Annotated in this window: 16 protein-coding genes; 12 read left to right on the top strand and 4 right to left on the bottom strand. The window is 67.4% G+C overall.

Going from position 1 to position 16,948, the window contains the following annotated elements:
- Positions 1 to 8: 8 nt before the first annotated feature.
- The 3 genes from secD to BM345_RS09070 all read right to left on the bottom strand — a co-directional run bounded on the left by secD (position 9) and on the right by BM345_RS09070 (position 3,287).
- A complete protein-coding gene (secD, locus tag BM345_RS09080; RefSeq protein WP_093378129.1) occupies positions 9 to 1,883 on the bottom strand; it encodes a protein translocase subunit SecD in 1,875 nt (624 codons plus the stop codon).
- Between the two features lie 58 nt (positions 1,884 to 1,941).
- Positions 1,942 to 2,271: a preprotein translocase subunit YajC gene (gene yajC, locus BM345_RS09075; RefSeq protein ID WP_093378417.1), complete on the bottom strand. Its 330-nt coding sequence runs from the start codon at positions 2,269 to 2,271 to the stop codon at positions 1,942 to 1,944.
- Positions 2,272 to 2,474: 203 nt separating this feature from the next.
- Positions 2,475 to 3,287, bottom strand: coding sequence for a phytanoyl-CoA dioxygenase family protein (locus tag BM345_RS09070; protein WP_093378126.1), 813 nt, complete (start codon positions 3,285 to 3,287; stop codon positions 2,475 to 2,477).
- A 192-nt stretch (positions 3,288 to 3,479) separates the two neighbouring features.
- Here BM345_RS09070 and BM345_RS09065 point away from each other — a divergent pair, with 192 nt between their 5' ends.
- From BM345_RS09065 to BM345_RS09045, 5 genes are all read left to right on the top strand, one after another.
- Positions 3,480 to 4,541: a LacI family DNA-binding transcriptional regulator gene (locus BM345_RS09065; protein ID WP_093378124.1), complete on the top strand. Its 1,062-nt coding sequence runs from the start codon at positions 3,480 to 3,482 to the stop codon at positions 4,539 to 4,541.
- A gap of 139 nt (positions 4,542 to 4,680) precedes the next feature.
- Entirely contained in the window at positions 4,681 to 5,643 is a 963-nt protein-coding gene (locus BM345_RS09060; protein ID WP_093378121.1) for an ABC transporter substrate-binding protein, read from the top strand.
- A gap of 80 nt (positions 5,644 to 5,723) precedes the next feature.
- Positions 5,724 to 7,247, top strand: coding sequence for a sugar ABC transporter ATP-binding protein (locus BM345_RS09055; protein WP_093378119.1), 1,524 nt, complete (start codon positions 5,724 to 5,726; stop codon positions 7,245 to 7,247).
- Positions 7,244 to 8,239 (top strand): ABC transporter permease, encoded by a 996-nt coding sequence (locus BM345_RS09050; protein ID WP_093378116.1) that lies wholly within the window; start codon positions 7,244 to 7,246, stop codon positions 8,237 to 8,239. The genes BM345_RS09055 and BM345_RS09050 overlap by 4 nt, the downstream gene beginning before the upstream one ends.
- 8 nt (positions 8,240 to 8,247) lie before the next feature.
- Positions 8,248 to 9,261 (top strand): ABC transporter permease, encoded by a 1,014-nt coding sequence (locus tag BM345_RS09045; RefSeq protein WP_093378114.1) that lies wholly within the window; start codon positions 8,248 to 8,250, stop codon positions 9,259 to 9,261.
- Positions 9,262 to 9,264: 3 nt separating this feature from the next.
- Here the strand turns inward: BM345_RS09045 and BM345_RS09040 are convergent, their stop codons facing one another.
- A complete protein-coding gene (locus BM345_RS09040) occupies positions 9,265 to 12,885 on the bottom strand; it encodes an indolepyruvate ferredoxin oxidoreductase family protein (protein ID WP_093378111.1) in 3,621 nt (1,206 codons plus the stop codon).
- 179 nt (positions 12,886 to 13,064) lie between these two features.
- Here BM345_RS09040 and BM345_RS09035 point away from each other — a divergent pair, with 179 nt between their 5' ends.
- The 7 genes from BM345_RS09035 (at position 13,065) to BM345_RS09010 (ending at position 16,918) form a co-directional block, all read left to right on the top strand.
- Entirely contained in the window at positions 13,065 to 13,547 is a 483-nt protein-coding gene (locus BM345_RS09035) for an Lrp/AsnC family transcriptional regulator (protein WP_093378109.1), read from the top strand.
- A gap of 76 nt (positions 13,548 to 13,623) precedes the next feature.
- On the top strand, positions 13,624 to 13,809 hold the full coding sequence (locus tag BM345_RS09030) for a copper resistance protein NlpE (protein WP_139237486.1): 186 nt from the start codon (positions 13,624 to 13,626) through the stop codon (positions 13,807 to 13,809).
- A gap of 184 nt (positions 13,810 to 13,993) precedes the next feature.
- Positions 13,994 to 14,104, top strand: a complete 111-nt coding sequence (locus BM345_RS30515) for a DUF6402 family protein (RefSeq protein ID WP_254789654.1) — start codon at positions 13,994 to 13,996, stop codon at positions 14,102 to 14,104.
- A gap of 28 nt (positions 14,105 to 14,132) precedes the next feature.
- Positions 14,133 to 14,615 carry a hypothetical protein gene (locus tag BM345_RS09025; protein ID WP_093378103.1) on the top strand — a complete coding sequence of 161 codons (483 nt, stop codon included), beginning with the start codon at positions 14,133 to 14,135 and terminating at the stop codon, positions 14,613 to 14,615.
- Between the two features lie 10 nt (positions 14,616 to 14,625).
- The gene (locus BM345_RS09020) at positions 14,626 to 15,141 is read left to right on the top strand and encodes a hypothetical protein (protein ID WP_093378101.1); all 516 of its coding nucleotides are present in this window, start codon (positions 14,626 to 14,628) and stop codon (positions 15,139 to 15,141) included.
- Positions 15,142 to 15,305: 164 nt separating this feature from the next.
- Positions 15,306 to 16,064 carry a basic amino acid ABC transporter substrate-binding protein gene (locus tag BM345_RS09015; protein ID WP_093378098.1) on the top strand — a complete coding sequence of 253 codons (759 nt, stop codon included), beginning with the start codon at positions 15,306 to 15,308 and terminating at the stop codon, positions 16,062 to 16,064.
- Between the two features lie 83 nt (positions 16,065 to 16,147).
- Positions 16,148 to 16,918: an amino acid ABC transporter permease gene (locus BM345_RS09010; protein WP_093378096.1), complete on the top strand. Its 771-nt coding sequence runs from the start codon at positions 16,148 to 16,150 to the stop codon at positions 16,916 to 16,918.
- Positions 16,919 to 16,948 lie beyond the last annotated feature (30 nt).

The raw sequence follows: 16,948 nt of genomic DNA, 5'->3' as shown, positions 1-16,948 counted from the left end.
TGCTCTTCTTACTTGTTGTCCGCCACTGCGGTATCCGGGCGCCACACGGTGCCGATGGACACGCCCTTGAGCTTCTTCTTGCGCCCGTACCAGAAGTTCACCAGGCCGCGCGAGAAGAACACGGCCGAGAACATCGAGGTGACGATGCCGATGCAGTGCACCACCGCGAAGCCGCGCACCGGCCCCGAGCCGAAGGCGAGCAGCGCGATGCCGGCGATGAGGGTGGTGACGTTGGAGTCCAGGATGGTGTTCCAGGCGCGGTCGTAGCCGGCATGGATGGCCGCCTGCGGCGAGGCGCCGTTGCGCAGTTCCTCGCGCACGCGCTCGTTGATCAGCACGTTGGAGTCGATCGCCACGCCGATGGCCAGCGCCATGGCGGCGATGCCCGGCAGCGTGAGCGTGGCCTGCAGCATCGACAGGATGGCCACCAGCAGGAGCAGGTTGACCGCCAGCGCGATGGAGGAGAACAGGCCGAACAGCGCGTAGTAGGCGCACATGAAGACCATGATCGCCAGGAAGCCGTAGGCAACGCTCTTGAAGCCCTTCTCGATGTTGTCGGCACCCAGGCTCGGGCCGATGGTGCTTTCCTCGATGATCTCCATGGGCGCGGCCAGCGAGCCGGCACGCAGCAGCAGGGCCAGGTCGCTGGCCTCCACCACATTCATCGAGCCGGAGATCTGGAAACGGGTGCCCAGCTCGCCGCGGATCGCCGGCGCCGTCAGCACCTCGCCCTTGCCCTTCTCGAAGAGCAGGATGGCCATGCGCTTGCCGATGTTGTCGCGGCTGATGTCGCGCATGATGCGACCGCCCTTGGCGTCCACGGTCAGGTCGACCTTGGGCTGCTGGGTCTGCTGGTCGAAGCCGGGCTGGGCGTCGCTCAGGTTCTCGCCGGTGATGATCACCTGCTTCTTGACGATGATCGGGCGGCCGTCGCGCTCCAGGAATTTCTCGGAGCCGAAGGGCACCGGCCCGCTGCCGGTCTCGGCCGCGCGCGCCTCGGCGCTCTCGTCGACCATGCGCAGTTCCAGCGTGGCGGTGCGGCCCAGGATGTCCTTGGCCTTGGCCGTGTCCTGCACGCCGGGCAGCTGCACCACGATGCGGTCCACGCCCTGCTGCTGGATCACCGGCTCGGCCACGCCCAGTTCGTTGATCCGGTTGTGCAGGGTGGTGATGTTCTGCTTGAGCGCCGCGTCCTGCAGGCGGCGGGCCGCCTCGGGCTTGAAGGTGGCCGTGAGCTTCCACTCGCTGCCTTCCTGGCTGGCGGTGGCGGTCAGGTCGGTGAACTGGTCCTGGATGATGCGCTGGGTGGCTTCCAGGCTGGGCTGGTCGCGAAAACGCACTTCCACGGTCTGGCCGTTGCGGCTGACCGAGGTGCCGCGCAGGCTCTTGTCGCGCAGCGCCTGGCGCAGGTCGCTGGCCATGGTCTCGGCCTTCTTGTCCAGGGCGCCCTTCATGTCCACCTGGAGCATGAAGTGCACGCCGCCGCGCAGGTCCAGGCCCAGGTACATCGGGTGGGCATGCAGCGCGGTCAGCCAGGCGGGCGATCGCGACACCAGGTTCAGCGCCACCACGTAGGGCGGGTCGCTGGGGTCCGGCACCAGGGCGTGCTGCAGCACGTCGCGGGCCTTCAACTGGTCGTCGGTGGTGGCGAAGCGGGCCCGCACGGAAGCGCCGTCGAGCGTGAGCATGTCGGGCTGCAGGCTGGCCGCCTTCAGCGCCGCCTCGACGCGGGTGCGCGTGCTCTCGTCCACCCGGATGGTGGACTTGGCGCTGGACACCTGCACCGCCGGTGCTTCGCCGAAGAAATTGGGCAGGGCGTAGATGAGCCCCACGAGCAGCACGATCACGATGATCGCGTACTTCCAGACCGGGTATCGGTTCATGATCGCGCTTGAACGGCGGCGCTTGAGGCCGCCGCCTCAGAATGAAGACAACAGGTGATTACTTGACGGTGCCCTTGGGCAGCACCTGGACCACGGCGCTGCGCTGCACGCGCACGTTCACGCCGCTGGCGATTTCGAGGGTCATGTACTGGTCGCCCAGTTCGGTGATCTTGCCCAGCACGCCGCCGGCCGTTGCCACTTCGTCACCCTTGGCCAGGGCGGACAGCATGTTGCGGGTCTCCTTCTGGCGCTTCATCTGCGGGCGGATCATGACGAAGTACAGCACCACGAACATCAGCAGCAGCGGCAGCATGCTGCCGATGGAAGACATCATGTCGCCGCCACCTGCGGCGGGAGCGGTCTGTGCGAAGGCGGAAGAGATGAACAAGGGGTTCTCCAACAGGATTCGTGAGGACCCGGGGCAAGCCCGGGCCGGCAGGGCGGCCGCATGTGATCGAGTATTCGCGGCCGCGCGGCGCAGGCCGGAGCCCGCGCACGTCAACCGCGCATTGTAGGGCGCGGGCCGGGGGCCCTCGCCGCCGAACCCGGCGCCAGAGCACGGGTTTTCACTGGGACCGGGCTGCAGCGCCTTCAGAAGGCGAAGGCGCGGTAGCTCTCCACGTCTCCGTTTGCGGCCTGCTCGTCCGGCACCACAGGGTTGAAGCGGAGCAACTGCTGCGCGCGCGGCGAGAGCTGCTGCCATTGCGAAGCCGGGACCCGGATGCTGACTTCCGGCCGGAACAGCCAGCGCCGGCTGTAGCCGATGACGACCATCGGGCGCGGCTCGTCCGTCCGGTTGGGGGTGCCGCGGTGGATGGCGCGCACGTCCCGGATCATGACGTCGCCCAGCTTCATCTTGTAGCGGTGCTGGGCGATGCTTCCATTGGCGAGGCCCTCCATGGCGTCGTGCCGGTCCATGCGATGGGTGCCCAGCGTGGTCTCGAAGGGTCCGTTGTCGTCGGTGACGTCGCACAACGGGAAATTGACGGCCAGCTGGAAGGACGGCGTGTCGTTGCCGTGCACGCCCGGAAACAGCGCCGGCGTGTCGGCATGCCAGGCCTGGTAGTCGGAACCCTTCAGTGGCGTGTCGCTGGCCAGCTGGCACATCACCGGCTGCGGCCCGGCCACGCGCTCGACGATCGCCAGGATGTCCTCGTCCTCGAAGAAGTCGGGGTCGCAAAAAGGCGCGGCGAAAGGAAGGCTCACATAGAAGCGCTGCGCGCCGCGGTTGGGGTCGTCCTTCTCCCTGGCGATCTGGGCAGCCAGAAGGGGCTCGAAGGCCTCGCGCCAGGCAGCCAGCTTCTCGAGCGGTAGGTGGTCGCGCAGAACCACCAGGCTGTCACGGTCGAAGGCCTGGGCGAAGGCGTCGTGCTGGGCTGAGGAGTAACGGGCGGGACGGGGCATTGGAGTCTCCGGAAGTGGCGCATTGGCCTGATGAATTTTATTACTAATATTATTCATTGAGCCGCAACCGGTCAACGCAGTTCCGCCGATTTTGGAGCCGCTGCTGCGGCGACCGCGAAGTCATAATGCGCCGTGACCTCCCCCATCAAGCCGCCCCGGCAACCGGACGCCAGCCCTCGCCCGAGGCCCACGATGACCGACATTGCCAAGGCGGTGGGCGTATCTCAATCAACGGTGTCCCTGGTGCTCAACCGGATGCCCGGTGCCAAGCTCTCCGCGGAAACGCGCCAGCGCGTCATCGCGACCGCCGAGGCGATGGGCTATCGCTTGCCGACTCGACGCTCGACGGCTGCAGTCCATTCGGCAAGAAGCGCCGCGCCGTCGCCGCGCCAGCGGATCCTGTACCTGACGGACGAGATCGCCACCTCGCCGCACCCTGCCGTCACCATGGACGGCGCGCGCACGTTGGCGTGGGAAAACAGCCTGCTGCTTGCCATCCACGTCACAGGCGGCGACCGGGAACTCGAAGAATCCATCCTGGACAGCGCACGCGCCGACGCCTCGGTGCTCGGCGTCATCTACGCGACCATCATCACCCGCGGCATCGAGGCCTCGCCGGCGCTGGGCGCACTTCGGGAGGCCGGCAAACCGCTGGTCCTGCTCAACTGCACCAGCACGGACCGGGCGCTGTCCAGCGTCATTCCAGCGGAAGTGAGCGGTGGCTACGCTGCCACCGAACACCTCATTGCCCAGGGCCACGCCCGCATCGGCTTCATCAACGGCGAGCCGTGGATGGACGCCGCGCGCGACCGGCTCAAGGGCTATCGCCAGGCGCTCGCGACCGCCGACCTGCCCTTCGACGGGGAGCTGGTGCGCGAGGGCGACTGGATGAGCAGCAGCGGCTTCGAGCACGCACTGGCGCTCATGCAGCTGGCGCGCCCGCCCTCGGCCATCCTGTGCGCCAACGACATGATGGCCCTGGGCGCGCTGGACGCCATGAAGCAGTTCGGCAAGGCGGTCCCAAGCCAGGTCTCCATCGTCGGCTACGACGATGTGGAAGTGGCCCGGCACGCGCACCCGCCGCTCACGACGGTGCTGCTGCCGAACTTCGCCATGGGCCAATGGGCCGTCGAGCGCGTGATCGAAGAGGCGGCTGCCCACACCCCGCCGCCACCACGCCAGATCAAGATGGAGTGCCCCCTGGTCGAGCGCCAGTCCGTCGGCGCAGCGCCGCGCGCCGGGAAACAAATATGAATTGATTTCTCGGCGTTTTCCCCAGTTTTATTAGTCATAGGCATCGGGAGAATCGATCCCGAGCGCAACGCCGCAAAGGCGTGCCTTGGCTACCGGGGAGGCTTCCGGCGGTCTTCTGTTCCAGGCCCAGGGAGCCACCATGAAAAAAGCTTTGTCGTCCATCGTCCTGGCCGTCGCCACGGCCAGCCTGCCTGTCCTCGCACAGGTCCCGCCACTGCCGCAAAAGGCTGGCTACAAGGTCGGCTTCTCGCAGACCGAGAACAACAACCCCTGGCGGATCGCCGAGACCAAATCCATGCAGGACGCGGCGGCCGGCTGCAACTGGACGCTGGTCTATGCCGACGCCAACGGCTCGTCCGCCAAGCAGGTGGCCGATGTCGAGAACATGATCGCGCAGAAGGTCGACCTGATCGTGCTGGCGCCGCGCGAGGAAAAGCCCTTGGTGCCGGCCGTCATGAAGGCCAGGCGTGCCGGCATCCCGGTGATCCTGATCGACCGCAACATCGACCAGAAGGTGGCGCAGGCCGGCCGCGACTACGTCACGTTCATCGGCTCCGATTTCGTCGACCAGGGCCGGCGCGCCGGCGAGTGGCTGGTGCAGGCGACCGGCGGCAAGGGAACCATCGTCGAGCTGGAAGGCACCACCGGCTCCTCGCCCGCCAACGACCGCAAGAAGGGCTTCGACGGGGCGGTCGCCAAGGCGCCGGGCCTGCGCATCGTGGCCTCGCAAAGCGCCGACTTCTCCCGCGACAAGGGCCGGCAGGTGATGCAGACGCTCCTGCAGGCGCACCCTGACGTGAGCGCGGTGTACGCGCACAACGACGAGATGGCCGTCGGCGCCATCACCGCGCTGGAGGCCGCCGGCAAGAAGCCCGGAAGCGACGTGACCGTGGTCTCCGTCGACGGCACGGCCGACGCGCTCAAGGCCATCGTGGCCGGCAAACTGGGCGCCACGGTGCAGTCCAGCCCCTTCTTCGGCCCGATCGCCTGCGAGACGGCCCGGCGCTATACGAAGGGCGACGCCATTCCCGCCTGGGTGAAGGTCGAGGACAAGTTCTACGACAAGTCGAACGCCCAGGCCATGATGGCCAACGGCTACTGACCGCCGCCTCTCGGTCCCCCATCGGCCGGCGCTCATGGCGCAGCGCCCGCCGATTCGCATCAAGACAAACCATCCGCACGATGAGCTCTGCTGTCCTGGAGATGCACGGCATCGCGAAAGCCTTCGCGGGCCATCCTGCCCTGCGCGGCGCCGACCTCCGCGTGGGGCCGGGCGAGGTGCATGCGCTGATCGGCCAGAACGGCGCGGGCAAGTCGACCCTCATCAAGATCCTGACCGGCGCCTATGCGAAGGACGCAGGCAGCATCCGCTTCGCCGGAGAAGAGGTGAGCTTCCGCTCGCCAGGCGAGGCGCAGGCCGCCGGCATCGCGACCATCTACCAGGAGCTCAACCTGGTGCCCACGCTTTCGCTGGCCGAGAACGTCTTCCTAGGCCGCGAGCCCCGGCGCTTCGGGCTGATCGATTGGAAGCGCATCGAGACCGAGAGCCGCCGCATCCTGCGCGACCTCGGCATCGAGGTCGACGTGACCCGCGCGCTGGGCAGCGTCAACACGGCCACGCAGCAGATGGCGGCCATCGCGAGGGCGGTGAGTGCCAGGGCGCGGCTGGTCATCATGGACGAGCCGACCTCCTCGCTCGACGAACGCGAGGTCGAGATCCTGTTTGGCGTCATCCGGCGCCTGAAGGCCGACGGCATCGCCGTGATCCTCGTCAGCCACCGGCTGGACGAGCTCTACGCGGTGTGCGAGCGCATCACCGTGCTGCGCGACGGGCAGACCGTCGCCGCGCGCGAGATGGCCGGCTTCGGCAAGCTCGAACTGGTCGCCTGCATGCTCGGCAAGGACATCACGACGGGCGCTGCGGCCGCGGGCGGAAAACGGAAGGAGGGTGCCGATCTCCTGGCCCTGCAGCACGCCGCCAGCGGATCGAGGGTGCAGGACGCCAGCCTGACGATCCGGCGCGGCGAGACGCTGGGGCTCGCCGGCCTGCTGGGCTCGGGTCGCACGGAGCTGGCCCGCACCCTCTTCGGCGCCGACGCCCTGGATCGCGGCGACATGCACTTCAAGGGCCAGCGCGTGCGCTTCGGCGAACCGGCGCAGGCACTTCGCGCCGGCATCGCCTACCTGTCGGAAGACCGCCGCGCCGAAGGCATCGTGCCCGAGCTCTCGATCCGCGAGAACATCACGCTGGCCGTGCTGCCTGGCCTCGCGAGGCTGGGGGTGATCGACCGGCGGCGCGAGTCGGAGATCGCCCGGGACTTCATCCGCAGCCTGGGCATCCGCTGCGCCGGGCCGGAGCAGCGCATCAGCGAGCTGTCCGGTGGCAACCAGCAGAAGGTGCTGCTGGCGCGCTGGCTGGCGGCGCGCATCGACCTGTTGCTGCTGGACGAGCCCACGCGCGGCATCGACATCGGGGCGCGCGCCGAGATCCTCTCGCTGATCCGCAAGCTCTGCGAGACCGAGGGCATGGCGGTGCTGATGATCGCCAGCGAACTGGAGGAACTGGTGGACAACAGCGACCGCATCGTGGTGCTGCGCGACGGCCGCACGGTCGCCGAGCTGAGCGGCCCGGCCATGACCCAGGCCCATGTGATGCAGGCCATGGCCCATGGCGATGCGCCTGCACTTTCTGTCTCGATGCCATGACCCCGCCACTTCACAACTTCGCCGGCCGCTCGGCGGTGTCCCATGCCTTCGGGCTGCGCCGCCTGTCCGGGCACGGGGCCGCCCTGGCCCTGGCCGCCCTGCTCGTGTTCAACGCCGCCTTCACGCGGGACTTCCTCTCGGCGCAGACGCTCAGCGTGAACCTGTCGCAGGTGGCGCAGGTGGTGATCGTGGCCATGGGCATGACCCTGGTCATCGCCACCGGCGGCATCGACCTGTCGGTGGGCGCGACCGCTTCCTTTGCCGGCACGCTCGCGGCGGTGGTGCTGGCGTCCGCCTGGGCCGGCATGGCGCCGCCGGCATTTGCCGCCGCCCTGGCGATCGCGCTGGCCATTGCCGCGGCCTGCGCCTTCGGGCTGCTCAACGCGACGATGGTGGCCCGCTACCGCATCCAGCCCATCGTGGCCACGCTGGTGCTTTTCATCGCGGGCCGGGGCCTGGCCGAGATGCTGACCGACGGCAACCTCCGCACCTTCCCGGGCGGCCAGCTCGACTGGCTGCGCGCGCGCATCGGCTTCCTGCCGGTGGAAGGGGTCGTGATGGCGGCGGTGGTGCTCTTCACGGCGTGGCTGGTCGGTGCCACGGTGTTCGGCCGCCGGCTGCTGGCCACCGGCGGGAACGAGCGCGCCGCCTGGCTGGCAGGTATCCCGGTCACGCGCGTGAAGGCCGTCGCGTACCTCGCATGCGCCGCGCTGGCGGGCCTGGCCGGCGTGATGAGCGTGGCCATGATCTCGGCCGCCGATCCCGCGAAGATCGGGCTGAACCTGGAGCTCAACGCGATTGCAGCCGTCGCCGTCGGCGGCACCTCGCTGGCGGGCGGCCGCGCTCGCGTGGGCGGCACGCTGATCGGCGCCCTGGTGATCCAGTTGCTCGAATACACGCTGCTGGCCCATGGCATTTCCGACGAGTACGCCCTGATGCTCAAGGCCGCAGTGATCCTGCTGGCCGTCGGCCTGCAGCGCCGCGGCGCCTGAAAGAACGCATGGCTCACGACGCCCCCTCGATCGCCGCAGACCCGCGCAAGCGCATCGTCGGCCCGGTCCTTCGCTCGCAGGGCGCACTGATCGCGCTCCTGCTGGTGCTGGTCTTCGGCGCCTTGCGCTACGACCACTTCCTCGGGGCGGAGAACGCGGGCTTTCTCCTGGGCAGCACGGCCAAGTTCGGCCTGCTGGCAATCGGCATGGCCTTCGTCATCCTCTCGGGCGGCATCGACCTGTCCGTGGGAACCGTCGCGGTGCTGGCCAGCGTGGTGGCGGCCCAGCTGTCTCCGCACGGCATCGCACCGGCCATCGCAGGCGCGGTCGCGGTCGGCCTCGCCTTCGGGCTGGTGAACGGCTTCGTCATCGCGCGATTCCGGCTGATGCCCTTCGTCGTGACCCTGTGCACCTTCATGGCAGCGCGGGGCCTGGCGCTGGTCGTGTCGGGACGCGAGACGGTGTCGATCAGCTACGAGGCGGGCTACGACCAGCTGGCCGAATCCGCCTGGCTCGGCCTGACGCTGCCCACCTGGATCATGCTGGCGGCCTTCGCCCTCGGCGCGCTCATGCTGCGCTACAGCCGCTTCGGGCGCGCGGTGCTGGCGGTGGGCGGCAACGAGGAGGCGGCCCGCCTCATGGGCGTGCCGGCGGCCCGCGTGAAGATGGCCGTGTATGCCCTGTCGGGCGCGCTGGCCGGCTTGGCCGGCGCGATCCTCGCGGCGCAGACTTCCGGATCGCCGACCGAAGGCACCGGCTGGGAGCTGGTGGCCATCGCCGCCGTCGTGGTGGGCGGCACGCGGCTGTCGGGCGGCCAGGGCTCGGTATTGAACACGCTCACCGGCGTGCTGCTGCTGGCCGTGATCCTGAACCTGATCAACTTCGAGAACGGCTACACCAGCGGGCCGCACCTGTCGCTGGGCTCGTACTGGCAGACCGTCGTGCGTGGCGGCTTCCTGCTGGCCGTGGTGCTGCTGCAAGCCCGGCTCGCGCACCGGCCGGGCGGGCCGGTGCGCACGTAGCGATCAGGCCGCGGCGCGGTCCGCCGCCTCGGGGTGGCGCCACTTCTCCATCAGCGCCTTCCAGCGCAGGCGGGCGGCCACCAGGTTGCGCTCCTTCACGTGGCCGTAGCCGCGGATCTGCTCGGGCAGGCTGGCGATTTCCACCGCCACCGCGTGGTTGCCGGCGCCCAGCTTGCCCAGCACTTCCTCGATGGCTGCGCGGTACTCGCCGATCAGGGCGCGCTCGGTCTTGCGCTCTTCCGTGCGGCCGAAGATGTCCAGCGGCGTGCCGCGCAGGCCCTTGAGCTTCGCCAGGATGCGGAAGCCCTTGAGCATGGACGGGCCGAACTTCTGCTTCTGCAGCTCGCCCTTGCTGTTGTGCTTGGCGATCATGGGCGGCGCCAGGTGGTAGTTGAGCTGGAAGTCCTTGCCCATCTCGCCCTCGAACATGCCGCTCACCTTGGTCAGGAAAGCCGTGTCGGTGTGCAGGCGGGCCACCTCGTACTCGTCCTTGTAGGCCATCAGCTTGAACAGGTAGCGCGCCACGGCCTCGGCCAGGCTGCTCTTGCCGGTGGCCTGCGCCTCGGCTTCGCGCACCTTCTCGACGAAGGCGCTGTACTGCTCGGCGTAGGCGGCATTCTGGTAGCCGGTGAGGAACTCCACGCGGCGCGTCACCAGGCTCTGCAGGCTGTCGCGCTTCTTGAACTCGATCACCTGGCCGGGCGAGGCGATCTTGTTCAGCGAGGCCAGGTCGTGCGCGGCGCGGCGGCCCCACTCGAAGGCGGCCTTGTTGTTGTCCACGGCCACGGCGTTGAGCTCGATGGCGCGCATGAGCGACTCGTGCTGCAGCGGCAGCCAGCCCTTCTGCCAGGCGTAGCCCAGGATCATCGGGTTGACGTAGATGGTGTCGCCCATCAGCGCGGTCGACAGCGCGTCGGCATCGAACACGCCCAGGCCCTGCGCACCGACGGCGCGCTCGATTTCCTCGGCGCAGGCGTCCTGCGGGTTCTGCCAGTTGGCGTTGCGCACGAAGGCGGCCGTGGGCGCGCCGTGGCTGTTGAGCGCAACGTGGGTGCGGCCCTCGCGCATGCGCGCCAGCGTCTCGGCGTTGACGGCCACCAGCGGGTCGCAGGCCAGGATCAGGTCGGCCGCCGCCGTGCCCACGCGGGTGGTGCGGATGTCGTCCTGGGTGGCGCCAATGAGCACGTGGCTCCAGGTGGCGCCGCCCTTCTGGGCCAGGCCCGCCGCGTCCTGCGTGACGATGCCCTTGCCTTCGATGTGCGCCGCCATGCCCAGCAGTTGGCCGATGGTGATGACGCCGGTGCCGCCCACGCCGGCCACCACCGTGCCCCACACCTGGGCGACGGCCAGGGCCGGCACGCGGGGCTCGGGCAGCGCGCCCAGCGAGAAGGGATCGGGCACCTTGGCCTTGTCCTTCTTGCGCAGCTTGGCGCCCTCCACGGTGACGAAGCTGGGGCAGAAGCCCTTCAGGCAGCTCCTGTCCTTGTTGCAGCTGCTCTGGTTGATGGTGCGCTTGCGGCCGAACTCGGTCTCCAGCGGCTCCACCGACAGGCAGTTGCTTTTCACGCTGCAGTCGCCACATCCTTCGCACACCAGGTCGTTGATGACCACGCGCACGGCCGGATCGACCATGGTGCCGCGCTTGCGGCGGCGGCGCTTCTCGGTGGCGCAGGTCTGGTCGTAGATGATGGCGGTGGTGCCGGCGATCTCGCGGAACTCGCGCTGGATGTCGTCCAGCTCGTCGCGGTGGCGGATGGCGACCTTCTGGCCGTCATAGCTGCCGGGAATGCTGACGCCGTCGTACTTCTCAGGCTCGTCGGTGACGATCACCACCTTCTTCGCGCCTTCGGCATGAAGGCTCTCGGCGATCTGCAGCACCGAGTGGCCCTCGGGGCGCTCGCCCACCTGCTGGCCGCCGGTCATGGCCACCGCGTCGTTGTAGAGGATCTTGTAGGTGATGTTCACGCCCGCGGCGATGCTCTGGCGGATCGCCAGCAGGCCGCTGTGGAAGTAGGTGCCGTCGCCCAGGTTGGCGAAGATGTGCTTGTCGGTGGTGAAGGGCTGCTGGCCCACCCATGGCACGCCCTCGCCGCCCATCTGCGTGAAGCCGATGGTGGAGCGGTCCATCCAGGTGGCCATGAAGTGGCAGCCGATGCCGCCCATGGCGCGCGAGCCCTCGGGCACGACGGTGCTGGTGTTGTGCGGGCAGCCCGAGCAGAACCAGGGCATGCGCGCGTCGGTGACGCCGCCGGCCTGGATCACCTGCATGGCGCGCTCCTTGGCTTCCAGGATGGCCATCTGCGCCTCGACCCGCGCCACCATGTCGGCGCCGGCGGCCGCCAGGATGCCGGTCTTCTTCAGACGCTGCACGATGGCCTTGGCGATCAGCGCCGGGTTCAGGTCGGCGTTGGCGCGTAGCAGGGTGTTGGCCGTCGGGTTGGGCATGGCCCACTCGCCGCCGGAGTAGTCACCCTCCATCTCGTTGAACTTGCCCAGCACGTTGGGGCGTACGTCGGCGCGCCAGTTGTAGAGCTCTTCCTTGAGCTGGTACTCGATGACCTGGCGCTTTTCCTCCACCACCAGGATTTCCTGCAGGCCGGTGGCGAACTCGCGGGTGAGCTGCGCTTCCAGCGGCCACACCACGCCCACCTTGTGCACCCGGATGCCCAGCTGGCGGCAGGTGGCGTCGTCCAGGCCCAGGTCGATCAGGGCCTGGCGGGTGTCGTTGTAGGCCTTGCCGCTGGCCATGATGCCGAAGCGGTCGTTGGGGCCTTCGATGACGTTGCGGTTGAGCTTGTTGGCGCGGATGTACGCCAGCGCCGCATACCACTTGTAGTGCATGAGGCGCGCTTCCTGCTCCAGCGCATGGTCGGGCCAGCGGATGTGCAGGCCGCCTGGCGGCATCTCGAAGTCGGTGGGGATCACGATGTCGACCCGCTCGGGGTCGATCATGGCGGTGGCGCTCGATTCGACGATTTCCTGGATGGTCTTCATGCCCGACCAGATGCCCGAGAAGCGGCTCATGGCGAAGGCGTGGATGCCCAGGTCGAGGATTTCCTGCACGTCGGCCGGGAAGAACACCGGCGAGCCGCAGGCCTTGAAGATGTGGTCGCTCTGGTGCGCGGCGGTGGAACTCTTGGAAATGTGGTCGTCGCCGGCCACCGCGATCACGCCGCCCCAGGCGGTGGTGCCGGCCATGTTGGCGTGCTTGAAGACGTCCGAGCAGCGGTCCACGCCGGGGCCCTTGCCGTACCAGATGCCGAAGACGCCGTCGAACTTGTTGGTGCCGGGCGGCGCGAAGCCCAGCTGCTGGGTGCCCCACAGTGCGGTGGCGGCCAGTTCCTCGTTCACGCCGGGCTGGAACACGATGTTCTGGCCCTTGAGGAACTTGCTGGCCTTCCACAGCGCCTGGTCGTAGCCGCCGAGCGGCGAGCCGCGGTAGCCGCTGATGAAGCCCGCCGTGTTCTTGCCGACCAGGGCATCGCGCTGGCGCTGCAGCATGGGCAGCTTGACCAGCGCCTGCACGCCGCTCATGAAGGCTCGGCCGTAATCCAGGCTGTACTTGTCGTCGAGGGTGACGGTCTCTAGCGCCTTGCGGATGTGCTCGGGCAGCGGGGCGTTCATATGTTCAGTCTCCGTGTTGGCTTTGCCTTGTGGGCATGGCGTGCACTAAATGGGCGTCCGGGTCGGGCGGCCCCGCCATGATTGCACGCAAAGTGTATGCCTGCTGCGTTGATAGGTGTTTGCGTTCTATGCCCGTAAAACACCCATTCTGGAAAGGATCTTTCCTACAATGGGGCGAAATGGAAAGCATCGACAAGTTTGACCTCGCGATCCTGCAAGAGTTACAGGCCGATGCGCGGCTCACCAACGCCGAGCTGGCGCAGCGCGTGGGCCTGTCGGCCGCGCCCTGCTGGCGACGGGTGCGGGCGCTTGAGGCGGCCGGCATCATCCGCGGCTACCACGCCGAGATCGACCGCCACAAGATCGGCCTGGGCGTTCTGGCCTTCGTGCGGGTGGACACCGAGCGCGTCTCGGCCGACGCCACCAGCAAGCTGGAGGATGCGATCCGAAAGCTGCCCGAGGTGGTGGCCTGCCACTACATCAGCGGCACCGGCACCTTCGAGCTGCAGGTGGTGGCGCCCGACCTGGACGGCTTCTCGCGCTTCGCGCGCCACAGCCTGATGAGCCTGCCCAACGTGAAGGACCTGCACACCAGCTTCTCGCTGGGCGAGGTCAAGGCCAGCCACGCGCTGCCGCTCGAACACCTGTCGAAATTTCCCTGATCGCAGCGACCTTCGCCGGTCGCCGCACTCTCACTGATAGGCTCTGTCGACAATAAAGCGGCAGGGAGAAATGAAGATGAGCGAGACGACCTACAGGGAGGTCGGCCGATTCGAGTTCGGCAAGAACGGCAAAGTGATCCTGAGCAAGTCGGACACGCCGATCACGTACTACAAGGTCAATTGGCTTCTATGGACCACCTGGGTTGCATGCGCGGCAAAGGACAGGAAGGGATGCGCGGCGCGATTCTGGCGATCCAAATGATCTGCTGGCTCGTGTGGCGGATGCGTTGGGCGCGTCCCAGTATCTGGGCCACTGGAACCAGAACGGCGTCTACCTCGCGCCCCTGCCATTGCAGGGCGATAGCACGGCACTCCGAGCGATCAGCGCACCGTTGGTGGACATCGACAAAAGCATCTACGAAAAAGGCGCAGTGATGTAGCCGGTGATGAACAAGAGCTTTCGCGACTGGCGCGACAGGCATGGCCAGGGCGGCGACTTCATTGCCTACTCGGACACGAAGAAAGTCTGGATTCGACCGATCAAGGTGCACCTGTGACGGCGTCCCCCTTCACCTTCTCAACGAGGTGTACTACCTGCGCTTCGGTTTCTGGCTGCTTTGCGTGCCCGTGATCGCGTGGATGCTCTTTGCGTCGCCGTGGATCATCTTCAGCCGACTGGATGGGTGCGAGGAGCGCGCCATCGCACGCGCCAAGAAGGTCGGCCGATGGCTGGTGATCATGATCGTCGTATACGTCGCTGAAGGCGCGCTCGGCCGGACTTTAGCCCGCGACTGCGATTCAGCAGATGAACCACGCTCTCCCGATGGCCTGTACGAAATGGAAGTCTGCTACATGGCCGGCAACGCTCAAGATGGCGAGTTCGATGGCCTTGTACGGCTTCGCTCAGCAAAGGACGGCACTATTCTCGCCGAGGCCGATGTTCACAACCCAAGGATCACTTGGGTCTCTTGGAATGCGGACAAGGTCGTTGTCGGGATCGGCAGCGGGTCCGCGTCCATCAACTTGCCGCCTTCATGGCTGGCCCGCCTGCGTGCCAAGCTGCCGTGAAGGTGCAACGGTGACGGCGCAACCCCTCAGCTACTTCAATGAGGTGTACTGCCTGCGCTTCGGTTTCTGGCTGCTTTGCGTGCCCGTGATCGCGTGGATGCTCTTCACGTCGCCGTGGATCATCTTCAGGCGGCTGGATGGCCGCAAGGAACGCTCCATCGCACGCGCCAAGAAGATCGGGCGATGGCTGCTGATCATGATCGTTCTCTACGTCGCTGAAGGCATGGTGATTCGAACCCTCTCTCGCCGCGATTGCACCGTCGAAGGGGGACGCTCACCCGGCGGCCTCTACAAGATGGAAGTCTGCTACATGGGCGGCAGAGGACAGGACGCCTACCTCTATGGCCTTGCACGGCTTCGCTTGGCAAAGGACGGCACCGTCCTCGCCGAGGCGGAGTTTCGCGACCCAAGTCTGTCCGACGTCTACTGGGATACCAACAAGGTCATTGTCGGAAACAGCAGCGAGGGCGCGTTCATCGATTTGCCGCCTTCATGGCTAGACCGTCTGCGCGCCAAGCTGCCATGAAGGTGCAGTTGTGACAGCCACTCCCTTCACCTTCTTCAACGAGCATTACTACCTGCGCTTCGCCGACGCCGAAAGCGGCAAGCCATGACGCAAGCGGCGCAGGCCTAGAATCCCTGCCCACGCCCTCCGCGACCTGCACCGCAGGGCAACCCCAAGGACTTCCAATGAACATCCTCCGCCGCGCCCTGGCCCTCGGCCTTGCCGCCACCACCATCGCCTTCGGCGTGCACGCCCAGAACCGCGAACTCACCGTGGGCTCCAGCGCCACCTATGCGCCCTTCGCCTTCGAGAACAAGGACAAGCAGATCGTCGGCTTCGACATCGACATCATCAATGCCATCGCCAGGCAGCAGGGCCTGAAGATCAAGATCGTGAACACGCCCTTCACCGGCATCTTCGGCGCGCTCAACAACGGCGACATCGACCTGGTGATCTCCGGCGTGACGATCAACGACAAGCGCAAGCAGAGCTACGACTTCACGCCGCCCTACTTCGCGGCGCGCCAGCTGATCGCGGTGCCCAAGAACAGCAAGGTCAGCTCGCTCAAGGACCTCACCGGCAAGAAGATCGCCGTGGTCAGCGCCTCCACCGCCGACGACATCGCCTCGCGCGAGTTCGGCAAGACCAGCCCCGACATCCGCCGATTCGAAAGCACGCCCCTGATCATTTCCGAACTGGCCGGCGGCGGCGTCGATGCCGCCATGGGCGACAACGGCGTGATCGCCTACCGCGTGGCGCAGAACCCCGAGCTCAAGACGGTCGACGACAAGTCCTTCCCCGAGGAAGGCTTCGGCATCGTCGTGAAGAAGGGCGACAAGGCGCTGCTGGACAAGCTCTCGGCCGGCCTCGCGGCCATCCGCGCCGACGGCAGCTACGACACCATCTACAAGAAGTGGTTCAACAAGGACCCCATCGTGCGCTGAGCCGCACGGCAACACGTCCGGACACGGCCGCAACGCGCGGCCGTTTCGTTTTCCGCTGATCGACATCTATCGAGGGGGTGCGCATGGAACAACCAGTGCTGCTGTTCGGATGGTTCCGCTGGGACATCCTGGTCGAATACAAGGACCTGTTCTGGCAGGGCGCCTGGATGACCCTGCGCATGACGGTGGTCTGCGTGCTGCTGGGCGCGAGCTGGGGCCTGTGCCTGGCGCTGGCGCGGCTCGCGCACCCCCGGCATGCGCCGTGGACCTGGGTCGCGCGCTTCCTGCTGCGCTGGCCGGCCACGGTGTACGTGAGCTTCTTCCGCGGCACGCCGCTGTTCGTGCAGATCCTGCTGATCCACTTCGCCGTGATGCCGGTGTTCATCCACCCGAGCTCGGGCCTGCTGATCGACGGCGACCTGGCGCGAACGCTCAAGCAGGAACACGGCGCGCTGATCTCGGGCGTGGTGGCGCTCACGCTGAACTCGGCGGCCTACATCTCGGAGGTGTTCCGCGCCGGCATCCAGTCGATCTCGCGCGGCCAGTCCGACGCCGGCCGATCGCTGGGCTTCACGCCCATGCAGGTGATGCGCTACGTGGTGCTGCCGCAGGCCTTCAGGCGCATGCTGCCGCCCCTGGGCAACAACGCCATCGCGCTGCTCAAGGACACCTCGCTGGTCTCGGCCATCGGCCTGGCCGAACTGGCCTACGCGGCACGCACGGTGGCGGGCGCCTATGCACGCTACTGGGAGCCCTACCTGGCGATCTCGGTGGTCTACTGGGTCATGACGCTGCTGCTCACCACGGGGCTGCGCAGGCTCGAGCACCACCTGGCCCGCAGCGACCGGGGATAGGTCCACTCGCGGGGCGGCGCGACAATAGCG

Origin of the sequence: Variovorax sp. OV329, from assembly GCF_900114785.1 — a bacterium.
GTDB lineage: Bacteria > Pseudomonadota > Gammaproteobacteria > Burkholderiales > Burkholderiaceae_C > Variovorax.
The sequence above is the reverse complement of the archived record's forward strand: the minus strand, read 5'-3'. Positions and strand labels throughout refer to the sequence as shown.